Below are 12671 nucleotides of genomic sequence, written 5' to 3'. Positions count from 1 at the left end.
CGTAGCCGCCAGTCGTGGCGGCGGCAACCCCATGGCCCGTCTGGCCGGTGGCGCCGCAGGCTGGAGGCATGGCACGCATCGGGACCTCTGGCTGGGTGTATCCCCACTGGCGCGGCGTGGTCTATCACGGGCCGCAGAGCAGTTGGCTGGCGCAATACGTCGCCGAGTTCGACACCGTCGAGCTGAACGGCAGCTTCTATCGCTGGCCCGGCGAGGCGCGCTTCGCGTCGTGGCGCGATCGACTTCCGGACGGGTTCGAGATGACGGTGAAGGCGCCCCGGGGCCTCACGCATGCCCGCCGTCTTCGCGAGCCCGAGCAGTGGATCGAGCGCGTGACCGCCGGGCTTCACGCCGTGCGCGGACGCCGTGGGCCGCTCATCGTGCAGCTGCCTCCGACCATGCAACGCGACGACGCGAGGCTGGACCACTTCCTTACGGCGCTTCCCTCCTGGACGCGCCCCGTCGTGGAGTTCCGGCATCCGTCATGGAACGACGAAGCCGTGTTCGAGCTTCTGGAACGCCGCGGAGCCGCGTACTGCGTCATGAGCGGTGCGAAGCTGCCCTGCATCCTGCGCGCGACGACGCGCCTGGTGTACGTGCGCCTGCACGGACCGGACCCCGAGCATCTCTACGGCGGCTCGTACTCCGACGACGACCTCGCGTGGTGGACCCAGCGCATTCGCGAGTGGGAGGCCTCGGGCCACGACGTGTACGCGTACTTCAACAACGACGGCGAAGGGCACGCGGTCTTCAACGCGCGGACCTTGAAACGGATGCTGCAGCCCTGAGCCGCGACATGGCGAGAGGCGCCGCACCCCACGGCACGGCGCCTCTCGGCACAGATCGTTGCTACGCGGCGGCCGCGTAGGCGCCGGCGCGCACGACGAGCTCGTCGCCCGCGGCATCCACCGTCACCGACCCGCCGTCCGCCAGCTCGCCCGACACGAGCAGCTCGGCGATGCGATCGTCGACCTCGCGCTGGATCAGGCGGCGCAGCGGCCGGGCACCGTATTCGGGCTCGTAGCCGTGCTCGGCCAGCCAATCGACCGCGGCGTCGGTCACCTCGAACGCGACCTCGCGGCGCGCCAGGCGGCCTTCACTCGCGCCCAGCAGCAGCCGCACGATCTCGCGCAACTGAGCCTTCTCGAGCTTGCGGAACAGCACGATCTCGTCGATGCGGTTGAGGAACTCGGGTCGCATGGCTTCGCGCAGCTTGCCGAACACGCGGTCGCGCAGGTCCTTCTCGGAGCCGAAGCCGGTCGAACCACCCCCGTCGGCGATGAAGCCGATCGCGCCGCTGCGCGAGGCGAGGAACTCGGAACCGAGGTTCGAGGTCATCACGACGACGGTGTTGCGGAAGTCGACCGTGCGTCCTTGGCCGTCGGTGAGACGCCCGTCGTCGAGCACCTGCAGCAGCAGGTTGAACACGTCGGGGTGCGCCTTCTCGATCTCGTCGAACAGCACGATCGAGTACGGGTTGCGTCGCACGCGCTCGGTGAGCTGGCCGGCCTCGTCGTAGCCGACGTATCCGGGAGGAGCGCCGACCAGGCGCGACACCGTGTGCCGCTCGCCGAACTCGCTCATGTCGAAACGGATCACCGCGCCCTCGTCGTCGAACAGCGACGCGGCGAGCGCCTTTGCGAGCTCGGTCTTGCCGACGCCCGTCGGACCGAGGAACAGGAACGAGCCCACGGGACGGTGTGCGTCGCCCATGCCGGTGCGGTTACGGCGCACGGCCTTGGCGACGGCGGTCACCGCGTCCTCCTGGCCGACGACCCGCGCGTGCAGTTCGTCCTCCAGCTGCGCGAGCCGCTCGCGCTCGGTCTCAGTCAGGCGATTGACCGGGATGCCGGTGGCCCGGCTGATGACGGCTGCGATCTCGGGCTCGTCGACAATGGCGTCAGGGCGCACCGCGGCGCCGGCGCTGGTGGCCTGCTCGAGGCGGTCCTGCACGTCCGCGATCTCGTCGCGGATCCGGGAGGCCTCTTCGTAGTGCTCGGCCGAGACGGCGGCGTTCTTGTCGGCCTCCAGGGTGGCCAACTGCTCCACGAGTGCTGACACGTCGACCTGTGCGCCCAGCCGCAGCCGCAGTCGTGCGCCCGCCTGGTCGATGAGGTCGATCGCCTTGTCGGGCAGCACACGCTCGGTGAGGTACCGGTCGCTCAGCTCGACGGCAGCTCGCAGGGCCTCGTCGGTGTAGACGATGCCGTGGTGCTCCTCGTACGCGGGCTTCAGTCCGTGCAGGATGCGCACAGCGTCCTCGACCGAAGGCTCACCGACCTTGACCGGCTGGAAGCGGCGCTCGAGCGCCGGGTCCTTCTCGACGGTGCGGTACTCCTTGAGCGTCGTCGCGCCGACCAGGTGCAGCTCGCCGCGCGCGAGGCGGGGCTTGAGGATGTTGCCGGCGTCCATGCCGCCGTCGCCCGCGCCGCCCGCGCCGACCACCGTGTGCACCTCGTCGATGAAGACGATGAGCTCGCCCTTGTGCTCGGCGATCTCATCCATCGTCTTGGTGAGGCGCTCCTCGAAGTCGCCGCGGTAGCGGGTGCCGGCCAGCATGGCGGCCAGATCCAGCGCGACGACGCGCTTGCCGAGCAGCTGCTCGGGCACGATGCCGTCCACGATCGCCTGGGCCAGGCCCTCGACGATCGCGGTCTTGCCCACGCCCGCCTCTCCGACCAGCACCGGGTTGTTCTTGGTGCGGCGGCTGAGGATCTCGATGGTCTGCTCGATCTCGTCGGCACGGCCGATCACCGGATCCAGTTCGCCCGCCACGGCACGCGCGGTGAGGTCGGCGCCGTACGTGTCGAGCATCGGAGTTCCGGATGCCGCGGCATCCGTCCCCGCACCCGCCGGGGTGTCACCGCTCGGGGCGACGGTCTCGCGCACGCCCTGCGTGAGTGCCTCGGCCGTCACGCCGGCGCCCGCCAGCACCTGACCCGCCGGGGTGTCCTGTGCCAGCACGAGGGCGAAGAAGAGGTGCTCGGGGTCGACGTAGGTCGATCCGGACGAGCGTGCGACCTGGAACGCGTGGAACAGGGCCCGCTGGACGGACGGGGTGACGACGGCGCCGTCCACGTCCGCCGCCGCCGAGGCGGTGGGCAGTCGCTCCTCCGTCGCGCGGACGATGGCGCGGGGGTCGGCGCCGACACGCTCGATGGCGTCGGCGGCGGGCGACTCGGAAGCCAGCACGCGCAGCACGTGCAGGGCGTCGAGCTCGCGCTGACCGCGCTCGAGCGCGAACCTGCCGGCGCGCTGCAGCAGCTCCTGGGTGCGCGCACCGAGGAAGCGACTCAGATCGATCGATCGCTCGGCGCGGGCACGCTCGCCCGCGAGGTAGCGCGCGAGGAACTCGTCGAACGAGCGCGAGCTGTCGTCGGCGCCGTTCGAGGGGGTGAAGTCTTCGGGCATTCGATTCTCCTGAACTTGAGTGGAGGACTGTCAAGTTTATGAACTTGAGCACAGCCGTATCAAGTTCAACGGAGTCGAGTCCTCGCTATTCCCGACCTCATTCCCGACCTCGTTCGCGGACAGCGGACGTCGGTGGTCCGGCGTAGCGTGAGCCCCGAGGGGCCGCGGGGCCCGCGAACAGGAGGCTGTTGTCATGGACTGGAAGATCGAGCTCATCTTCGTGCCGGTGAGCGACGTCGATCGCTCGAAGGAGTTCTACGAGCGCATCGGATTCCACGCCGACCACGATCAGACCCCGTACGAAGGCCTGCGGTTCGTGCAGATGACGCCGCCCGGATCGGCCTGCTCGATCGCGTTCGGCACCAACCTCGGCGACGGCCTCGCGCCGGGACAGCAGAACACCATCCAGGTCGTCGTGCCCGACGCCGACGAGGCGCTCGCGCACCTGCGCGGGCTCGGCGTGGAGGCGACGGGCGTCGACGAGCAGGCCTGGGGCCGCTTCGTCACCTTCGACGACCCGGACGGCAACACCTGGACCCTTCAGCAGCTGCCGCCGCGCGACTGAGGCGGCCTCAGTCGCGGCCGCCGGGCGGCCCCACGACCAAGAGGACGACGAACAGCACGGCGACCGCGCCGGCGAGAAGGATCGCAAGGGTCCACGGGCGGTGGAGGAACCACCGCATGAGGCGGTCGTGCCACGCCCCGTCGCGGGGATCGCCTGTGCGCTCGAGCCGCCACGCTCCGTCCAGCCTGCCCGAACGGTGTAGCCACAGCTCAGTAGGGATGGTGGCATACGGCACGATCGCACTCACGATGGCGATCGCGGTGGCGCCGGCGCCCCAGCGCTGGTTCTTCGCAACGAGCACCGCGGTCGCCCCGTACGCGAGGAAGACGAAACCGTGGATGCCGCCGCCGATCGTGACCGCGATCGCGAGGTCCGCGCTGGCGCGAAGGATGAGTCCCGCGATCAGCAGAGTCCATGAGATCGCCTCCGCGATCGCCAGGGTCCGGAACAGGTTCAGGGGCGCGCGGAACACGGGTCTCCTCGGGTCGGGGTCTCTCCAGCCTACGTTCGTCCCGTCGAGCCCCTCGGCCGACGGCTACCGTTGAGCGGTGACCTTCTCGCTCGACGCGCTGCGCCGCTGGCCCGACATCGAGGCCGCGGAGCTGACGGCGACGGATGCCGCGGACCGGCTCATCCTCGACGAGTCGGCGTCCGCGCGAGCCGGTGGCGCCGCGGGCTCGCTGGTGGTGATCGGTGACGGCTACGGCGCACTCACGCTGGGTGCCGCACATGCCGGCGCCCGTGGCATACGGACGCATCAGGATCCCCTCACGGGCGAGCGGGCGCTCGCGGCCAACGCCGAGCGCTTCGGGCTCGCCGGCGCTTTCGCGTCACTCCCCCTCGATGCCGCACTTGTGCGAGGCGCCCGGGTCATCCTGCTGCGGCTGCCACGGTCGCTGGAGGCGCTGCGCGACATCGCCGGCCTCATCGCGGCACACGCCGGGCCCGACGTCGCGGTGTATGCCGGTGGTCGCGTCAAGCACATGTCGCTGGGCATGAACGACGTGCTGCGTGAGCACTTCGGCCGCCTCGACGTCACGCACGCCCGGCAGAAGTCGCGAGTACTCGTGGCGCGTGAGCCGCACGACGGCCGCGACCCCGCGCCGCAGCGCGCGGTCCACGACGGTCTGACCGTGTGCGCCTTCGGCGGGGTGTTCGCAGGCACATCGATCGACATCGGCACGCGCTTCCTCCTCGATCACCTCCCGGTGGCCCTCCCCGGAGTCGACGAGGCGATCGACTTCGCGTGCGGCACCGGGGTCGTCGCCGCCAGTCTCGCGCTTCGGAATCCCGAGCTGCGCCTGTACGCGTGCGACCAGTCCGCGGCCGCGGTCGCCTCGGCGCGCGCCACCGCGTCGGCCAACGGCGTCGCCGATCGCGTGACGGTCGTCCGCGACGACATGTTGGCGGCACGAGGCGACGCGAGCGCCTCGCTCATCGCGCTGAATCCACCGTTCCACTCCGGCGCCGCCGTGCACGAGGCTCTCGCACCGCGGATGTTCGCCGACGCCGCTCGAGTGCTCCGCTCCGGCGGCGAGCTGTGGACCGTGTGGAACTCCGGCCTGCGCTACCGCCCGGCTCTGGAGCGACTCGTCGGACCGACGCGCCAGGTCGCGCGCAACGCGAAGTTCACGGTGACCGCGTCCACGAAGCGGTAGCTCCCACGCCATTCAGCCGAACGCGTCGCCGAGGCGATGTCACTGGGTCCCGGCTGGGGAGCCGGGACCCAGCTGCCACGGCTATCGAACTCCCCCAAGGCGAACGAGCTCCGTGGCGTGGAGGGGTGCTGGGGACACCGTCTCCGAGGGGCGCTGGGGACGCCCCCGGCTCCGAGATTAGTGCCACGGCGCCGCGGCCGGGGCGTGCGACACTTCGGCGACTTCGGCGGTTTCTGCCGCCGGCGGTGGTACCTGTGGACAAAAGCATCGGCGCGGGCGGTCGCCTCGCTACGCTGGCGCCACGCAGAAGGGTGTTTCACATGTACAACGACTACGGCGGCCTCGTCGCCGGCTACGGCCTCATCTTCATCCTCGGCATCGTGATCTATCTCGGCTCCATCGCACTCGTACTCTGGATCGGATACCTGATCATGCGCGCCGCGGTGAAGAACGGCATCCTCGCGGCCGACAAGGCCCGCCGCGAGCAGGGCGGGCAGTTTCCCGGAGGGTACCCGCCTGCGCCCCCCATGCAGCCGCACGGTCCGCCGGCCCGATAGGCGCCCCGAACGGCGGAACGCCCTGCCCGACAGAGGTCGAGCAGGGCGTTCATCACGAGCGCAGGATCAGAAGTCCCAGTCGTCGTCTTCGGTGGCCTCGGCCTTGCCGATGACGTACGAGGAACCCGACCCTGAGAAGAAGTCGTGGTTCTCGTCGGCGTTCGGCGACAGCGCCGACAGGATCGCCGGGTTCACGTCGGTGACCGTCGAGGGGAACATCGCCTCGTAGCCCAGGTTCATGAGCGCCTTGTTGGCGTTGTAGTGCAGGAACTTCTTGACGTCTTCGGTCAGGCCGACGCCGTCGTAGAGGTCCTGGGTGTACTGCACCTCGTTGTCGTAGAGCTCGTACAGCAGCGAGAAGGTGTAGTCCTTGATGTCCTCGCGCGTCGCCTCGTCGACCTTCTCGAGTCCCTTCTGGAACTTGTAGCCGATGTAGTACCCGTGCACGGCCTCGTCACGGATGATGAGGCGGATGAGATCGGCCGTGTTGGTCAGCTTCGCCCGCGACGACCAATGCATCGGGAGATAGAAGCCCGAGTAGAACAGGAACGACTCCAGCAGGGTCGAGGCGACCTTGCGCTTGAGGGGCTCGTCGCCGCGGTAGTACTCCATGACGATCCGAGCCTTCTTCTGAAGGTTCTCGTTCTCGACCGACCACCGGAACGCCTCGTCGATCTCCTTCGTCGAGCACAGCGTCGAGAAGATCGACGAGTACGACTTCGCGTGCACCGACTCCATGAAGGCGATGTTCGTGTACACCGCTTCTTCGTGCGGAGTGATCGCGTCGGGGATCAGCGAGACGGCGCCCACCGTGCCCTGGATGGTGTCCAGGAGCGTCAGACCGGTGAACACGCGCATCGTGAGGGTCTGCTCGTCGGGCGTCAGCGTGTTCCACGACTGGATGTCGTTGGACAGCGGCACCTTCTCGGGCAGCCAGAAGTTGTTCACGAGGCGGTTCCACACCTCGAGGTCCTTATCGTCCTGGATGCGGTTCCAGTTGATGGCCTGGACGTGGTCCAGGAGCTGGAGCTTCTCGCTCATGTTCTCTCTTCCTAAAATCCCAGATCAGACCATCAAAGTGTGCACGACACGCACTCCGTCATGTCCGTGCCCTCCAGCGCCATCTGGCGGAGGCGGATGTAGTAGATCGTCTTGATGCCCTTGCGCCACGCGTAGATCTGCGCCTTGTTGATGTCGCGCGTGGTCGCGGTGTCCTTGAAGAACAGCGTGAGCGAGAGACCCTGGTCGACGTGCTGCGTGGCGGCGGCGTACGTGTCGATGACCTTCTCGTAGCCGATCTCGTACGCGTCCTGGTAGTACTCCAGGTTGTCGTTCGTCATGAACGCCGCCGGGTAGTAGACGCGGCCGAGCTTGCCTTCCTTGCGGATCTCGACCTTCGCGGCGATCGGGTGGATCGACGACGTCGAGTTGTTGATGTACGAGATCGATCCGGTGGGGGGCACCGCCTGCAGGTTCTGGTTGTAGATGCCGTGCTGCTGGATCGAGGCCTTCAGCTGGCGCCAGTCGTCCTGCGTCGGGATGTGGTGGCCGGCGAACATCTCGGTGACCTTGTCGGTCGCCGGCGCCCACTCCTGCTCGATGTACTTGTCGAAGAACTCGCCTGTGGCGTACTTCGAGTCCCAGAAGCCGTCGAACACCTCGCCGCGTTCGATCGCGATCTTGTTCGAGGCGGTCAGGGCGTGGAACAGCACCGAGTAGAAGTAGATGTTCGTGAAGTCGACACCCTCCTCCGAGCCGTAGTAGACGTGCTCGCGAGCGAGGTAGCCGTGCAGGTTCATCTGGCCGAGGCCGATGGCGTGCGAGCGGTCGTTGCCGTCCTCGATCGAGCGCACCGAGCGGATGTGGCTCTGGTCGCTGACCGCGGTGAGGGCGCGGATGCTGGTGTCCACCGTCTTCGCCAGGTCACCGCCGTCCATCGCCAGCGCGATGTTGAGCGAACCCAGGTTGCACGAGATGTCCTTGCCGATCTGGTCGTAGGACAGGTCCTCGTTGAAGGTCGTCGGAGTGTTCACCTGCAGGATCTCGCTGCAGAGGTTCGACATGTTGATGCGGCCCTTGATCGGGTTGGCCTTGTTCACCGTGTCTTCGAACATGATGTACGGGTAGCCCGACTCGAACTGGATCTCGGCGAGCGTCTGGAAGAACTCGCGCGCGTTGATCTTCGTCTTCTTGATCCGCGGGTCATCGACCATCTCGCGGTACTTCTCGGTGACCGAGATGTCGCCGAAGGGCACGCCGTACACGCGCTCGACGTCGTACGGCGAGAAGAGGTACATGTCCTCGCCGTTCTTGGCCAGCTCGAACGTGATGTCGGGCACCACGACACCGAGCGAGAGCGTCTTGATGCGGATCTTCTCGTCGGCGTTCTCGCGCTTGGTGTCGAGGAACCGCATGATGTCGGGGTGGTGGGCGCTGAGGTAGACCGCGCCGGCGCCCTGACGGGCTCCGAGCTGGTTGGCGTAGCTGAAGCTGTCTTCGAGGAGCTTCATCACGGGGATGATGCCGGATGACTGGTTCTCGATCTGCTTGATCGGCGCACCCGACTCGCGGATGTTCGACAGCAGCAGCGCCACGCCGCCGCCGCGCTTGGACAGCTGCAGCGACGAGTTGATGCCGCGCGAGATCGACTCCATGTTGTCTTCGATGCGCAGCAGGAAGCACGACACGAGCTCTCCGCGCTGAGCCTTGCCCGCGTTGAGGAACGTCGGGGTCGCCGGCTGGAACCGGCCGGAGAGGATCTCGTCGACGAGGCTCGTCGCGAGCTGCTCATCGCCGTCGGCGAGGGCCAAGGCGGTCATGACGACGCGGTCTTCGAAGCGCTCGAGGTAGCGCTTGCCGTCGAAGGTCTTGAGCGTGTAGCTGGTGTAGTACTTGAACGCCCCGAGGAACGTCTCGAAGCGGAACTTCTTGCCGTAGGCGAAGTCGTTGAGCTTCTGGATGAACTCGAACGAGTACTTCTCCAGAACGGCCGGCTCGTAGTACTCCTTCTCGACCAGGTAGTCCAGGCGCTCCTTGAGCGAGTGGAAGAACACCGTGTTCTGGTTCACGTGCTGCAGGAAGTACTCCCGCGCCGCGCGCTTGTCGGCATCGAACTGGATCTTGCCGTTGGCGTCGTACAGGTTGAGCATCGCGTTGAGGGCGTGATAGTCCATGCCCTCGAAGCGCGCCTCTGTCTTGAATGTCTTCTCGGTCAATGCGGTGTCTGCCATCGTTCCAATCCCTCGCTCACGCGTTCCACGTCTTCAGGCGTGCCGAATACTTCGAGCCGATACAAGTGCGGCACGTGGCACTTGCGGCTGATGATGTCGCCGGCGAGACAGAAGTGCTCGCCGAAGTTGGTGTTTCCCGCGGAGATGACTCCGCGGATGTGGCGCCGGTTGCGCTCGTCGTTGAGGAACCGGATCACCTGCTTGGGGACCGCGCCCTTCTCCTCGCCCCGACCCTGGCCACCGCCGTAGGTCGGCGTGACGAGGATGAAGGGCTCGTCGACCAGAAGGGGCACATCCGTCCCGTGAAGGGGGATCCGCACCGCCCGCGCCCCGAGCTTCTCGATGAAGCGGGCTGTGTTACCCGAGATGCTCGAGAAGTAGACCAGCAGCGGCGCGCCCGTCAGAGTTGCGCCCGTCCGAGACATAGGTCACCGCGGTTCCGCCGAACGGGTCAGGCCAGTCGCGAGGCGAGTTCGTCGATCTTGTCGGGACGGAAGCCCGACCAGTGGTCTTCGTCGGTGATGACGACGGGCGCCTGGAGGTAGCCCAGCGCCTTGACCTGCTCGAGGGCCGCGGGGTCCTGCGAGAGGTCGTGGATTTCGTAATCGATGCCCTTGGAATCCAGCGCTCGATAGGTCGCCGTGCACTGTACGCACGCGGGCTTCGTGTAGACCGTGATCGCCATGTCGATCTGCTCTCCTCAGTACTCTTCCGGAAGAATCCGGGTGATTCTCCGGCAGGCCCCCCACCGGGAGTCCAATACTACATATGGGTACCGACATTCGATAGCACCACAAGGGCTAGTAGTTACATCCGTGTGATTTTCCACCGTTGTCCCCATGTACAACACAGGTTCTCCACCGATTCATCCACAACCGGCTACGCGGATCCGAGCCTGGAAAATCCCTGAATCACGCGCGATTCGGATGCCGCGGCCACATCCATCCACAGACCGGACGCTATCCACGGCTTCCGACATCGGATGTGCCTGTGGAGGGCACCCTCGGCGTGTCGCGGCGTGTCGCGCCGCGGGATCCCGAACGACCCCTGCACGGCTGAACTGCACCACGCAGTAGCGTTGTCAGGTGGCTGGCTACGGTGACCTTCTTCGCACTCCCGGGGTCGGCCGCATCATCGCCGCGCAGCTGACCGCGCGCTTTCCCAATGGCATGACGAGCCTGGCGATCCTGCTCCACATCGAGCACGTGACAGGCTCCTACGGCGCGGCCGGTCTGGTGCTGGCGGCGACCTCGATCGGGCAGGCCGTAGCCGGTCCGGTGACGAGCCGGTGGATGGGTCGCTGGGGCATGCGCCGGGTCCTGACGGCGACGCTCGCCGTCTGCGCCGCGTCGCTCGCGGCGATCGCCGTCTTCTCGCTGCCGCTGCCGGTCTATATGGTGCTCGGCCTGATCTGCGGCCTGGCCACCCCGCCGGTCCAGTCGGCCGTCCGCACGATCTATCCCAAGATGGTGACCTCGAAGCAGCTCACCCCCTTGTTCTCGCTGGACGCATCGCTGCAGGAGATCATCTGGATCTTCGCACCCGTGCTCATCACGGTCGTCGCGACGCAGGCGGGCACCGTTCCGGCGCTGCTGCTCATCGTGACGACTCTGCTGGGCGGCGGCGCGTGGTTCATCCTCTCTCCCGAGGTCGGCCGCGTACGCATTCCCCGCAGCCGGCGCCGCCTCGGACGCGTGCTCGCGCGCCCGCCGGTGCTCCTGGCGACGATCATCGGTTTCCTCCTCATCGGCGGGTGCGCCGCCGTCGAGGCCGGCGTCGTCGCCACGTTCGACCACGGCGGCCTGGAGGCCGGTCTCGTGCTCGGCGTGTTCGCCGTCGGCAGCCTCGCCGGCGGCCTGGCCTTCGGTCACCTGCCGATCGGGCGCTGGGCCATGGCGCGGCGGCTGGCGATCTTCTCTGTGGGCATCGCGCTGACCGTCGTGTCGCTGAACGTGTGGTGGCTCGGCGGCACGCTTCTCCTGGCCGGTGCGGGCATCGCTCCAGCCCTCGCGGTGATCTACGCGATGACCTCGGCCAGCGTCAAGTTCAGCGACACCGCCGAGGCCTTCGGCTGGATCGGCACCGGCCAGCTCATCGGTGCCGCTGCCGGCTCGGCGATCGCCGGGTTCCTCATCGACGACATCGGCCCGACGGGCGCCTACGTGGCCGCGGCCGGGTTCGCTGTCGCGAGTCTGGCCGTCGCCATCGCCTTCGTGCGCGGGTTCCCCGATCTGCGCGATCGCGACGCGAGTCCGATTCCCGACACCGAGCCGGTCCACACCATCGGATGAACGCTCGGCCGGCGCGTTGCGCAGGCAAAGCGGGCTCATAGGGTCGTGCCCTTTCCTAGTCCCATGACAGGTGGAGAAGACCGCTGGATCGACGAGCGCGGCGAGGTCATCGATGAGGACCACCGCGGGCTCGTGTACGACATCCGCACACTGATCGACCGGCGCCGGGCGATCGGCATCTTCGGCGGCGTGGCGCTGACGAGCCTCCTGGCCGCATGCGGAGCGACGGACGAGACCGAGGCCGCGGCGACATCGGCCGCGCCCACCCCGGGTGCGACGAACAGCGCACCGTCGGCGGGCGCGACGGCAGAGGCATCCGCTCCCCTCGACGAGGTGCCCGATGAGACCGGAGGGCCGTTCCCGGCGGACGGGTCGAACGGCATCAACGTGCTGGATGACTCCGGTGTCGTCCGCAGCGACATCCGATCCAGTTTCGGGTCGTCCACGACGGTCGCCGAAGGAGTTCCGCTCACGATCTCGCTGACCGTGCGTGATGCCGCCACCGGCGCGGCGCTCGTGGGACGCGGGGTGTACGTGTGGCACTGCGACCGCGACGGAAACTACTCGCTCTACAGCGCAGGCGTCGAGGAGGAGAACTACCTGCGCGGCGTGCAGGAGACCGACGCGAACGGCACCGTCGTGTTCCGCTCGATCTACCCGGCCTGCTACCCCGGGCGATGGCCGCACATCCACTTCGAGGTGTATGACGATGTCGCGACGGCGGTCCAGTCGGGACCGATCGTGAAGACGAGCCAGATCGCGCTGCCTCCGGAGGCCAACGATGCCGTCTACGCCACCAGCGGTTATGGGCAGAGCGTCCGGCATGCCTCACAGGTGTCGCTGCAGAGCGACAACGTCTTCCGCGACGATGGCGGCCTGCATCAGATCGCGACGATGTCGGGCTCGGTCGGGCAGGGCTACACCGCGTCGCTCACGATCGGCATCTGAAGCGTCGCGCG

At 67.6% G+C, this 12671-nt stretch carries 12 protein-coding genes; 6 read left to right on the top strand and 6 right to left on the bottom strand.

Features of this window, described 5'->3' with window-relative positions; genetic code table 11:
- Nucleotides 1–68 precede the first annotated feature (68 nt).
- The gene (locus tag K0817_RS14320) at nucleotides 69–788 is read left to right on the top strand and encodes a DUF72 domain-containing protein (RefSeq protein WP_219982202.1); all 720 of its coding nucleotides are present in this window, start codon (nucleotides 69–71) and stop codon (nucleotides 786–788) included.
- A 61-nt stretch (nucleotides 789–849) separates the two neighbouring features.
- Here the strand turns inward: K0817_RS14320 and K0817_RS14315 are convergent, their stop codons facing one another.
- Nucleotides 850–3411: an ATP-dependent Clp protease ATP-binding subunit gene (locus K0817_RS14315; protein WP_219982201.1), complete on the bottom strand. Its 2562-nt coding sequence runs from the start codon at nucleotides 3409–3411 to the stop codon at nucleotides 850–852.
- Between the two features lie 193 nt (nucleotides 3412–3604).
- Between K0817_RS14315 and K0817_RS14310 the strand changes: the two genes are divergently transcribed.
- A complete protein-coding gene (locus tag K0817_RS14310) occupies nucleotides 3605–3976 on the top strand; it encodes a VOC family protein (protein ID WP_219982200.1) in 372 nt (123 codons plus the stop codon).
- 7 nt (nucleotides 3977–3983) lie between these two features.
- On the opposite strand, the gene K0817_RS14305 is transcribed toward K0817_RS14310, so the two are convergent.
- Nucleotides 3984–4448 carry a DUF3817 domain-containing protein gene (locus K0817_RS14305; protein WP_219982199.1) on the bottom strand — a complete coding sequence of 155 codons (465 nt, stop codon included), beginning with the start codon at nucleotides 4446–4448 and terminating at the stop codon, nucleotides 3984–3986.
- A gap of 76 nt (nucleotides 4449–4524) precedes the next feature.
- On the opposite strand from K0817_RS14305, the gene K0817_RS14300 reads away from it, so the two are divergent.
- Nucleotides 4525–5634 (top strand): class I SAM-dependent methyltransferase, encoded by a 1110-nt coding sequence (locus K0817_RS14300; RefSeq protein WP_219982198.1) that lies wholly within the window; start codon nucleotides 4525–4527, stop codon nucleotides 5632–5634.
- 320 nt (nucleotides 5635–5954) lie between these two features.
- Complete coding sequence (locus K0817_RS14295) at nucleotides 5955–6191, top strand: hypothetical protein (protein ID WP_219982197.1); 237 nt, start codon at nucleotides 5955–5957, stop codon at nucleotides 6189–6191.
- Nucleotides 6192–6257: 66 nt separating this feature from the next.
- On the opposite strand, the gene nrdF is transcribed toward K0817_RS14295, so the two are convergent.
- From nrdF to nrdH, 4 genes are read right to left on the bottom strand one after another with little or no spacing between them, the layout of a single operon-like run.
- Nucleotides 6258–7232 carry a class 1b ribonucleoside-diphosphate reductase subunit beta gene (gene nrdF, locus K0817_RS14290; RefSeq protein WP_219982196.1) on the bottom strand — a complete coding sequence of 325 codons (975 nt, stop codon included), beginning with the start codon at nucleotides 7230–7232 and terminating at the stop codon, nucleotides 6258–6260.
- 32 nt (nucleotides 7233–7264) lie between these two features.
- The gene (gene nrdE, locus K0817_RS14285; RefSeq protein ID WP_219982195.1) at nucleotides 7265–9421 is read right to left on the bottom strand and encodes a class 1b ribonucleoside-diphosphate reductase subunit alpha; all 2157 of its coding nucleotides are present in this window, start codon (nucleotides 9419–9421) and stop codon (nucleotides 7265–7267) included.
- Complete coding sequence (gene nrdI / locus K0817_RS14280; RefSeq protein WP_219982194.1) at nucleotides 9403–9846, bottom strand: class Ib ribonucleoside-diphosphate reductase assembly flavoprotein NrdI; 444 nt, start codon at nucleotides 9844–9846, stop codon at nucleotides 9403–9405. Before nrdI ends, nrdE begins: the two co-directional genes overlap by 19 nt.
- Before the next feature lie 26 nt (nucleotides 9847–9872).
- Complete coding sequence (gene nrdH, locus K0817_RS14275; RefSeq protein WP_219982193.1) at nucleotides 9873–10106, bottom strand: glutaredoxin-like protein NrdH; 234 nt, start codon at nucleotides 10104–10106, stop codon at nucleotides 9873–9875.
- 400 nt (nucleotides 10107–10506) lie between these two features.
- On the opposite strand from nrdH, the gene K0817_RS14270 reads away from it, so the two are divergent.
- Both K0817_RS14270 and K0817_RS14265 read left to right on the top strand, forming a co-directional pair.
- The gene (locus K0817_RS14270) at nucleotides 10507–11712 is read left to right on the top strand and encodes an MFS transporter (RefSeq protein WP_219982192.1); all 1206 of its coding nucleotides are present in this window, start codon (nucleotides 10507–10509) and stop codon (nucleotides 11710–11712) included.
- A gap of 63 nt (nucleotides 11713–11775) precedes the next feature.
- Entirely contained in the window at nucleotides 11776–12660 is an 885-nt protein-coding gene (locus K0817_RS14265; RefSeq protein ID WP_219982191.1) for an intradiol ring-cleavage dioxygenase, read from the top strand.
- The last annotated feature ends 11 nt before the right edge of the window (nucleotides 12661–12671 follow it).

Origin of the sequence: Microbacterium sp. HD4P20 (genome assembly GCF_019449275.2) — a bacterium.
GTDB lineage: Bacteria > Actinomycetota > Actinomycetes > Actinomycetales > Microbacteriaceae > Microbacterium.
The sequence above is the reverse complement of the archived record's forward strand: the minus strand, read 5'-3'. Positions and strand labels throughout refer to the sequence as shown.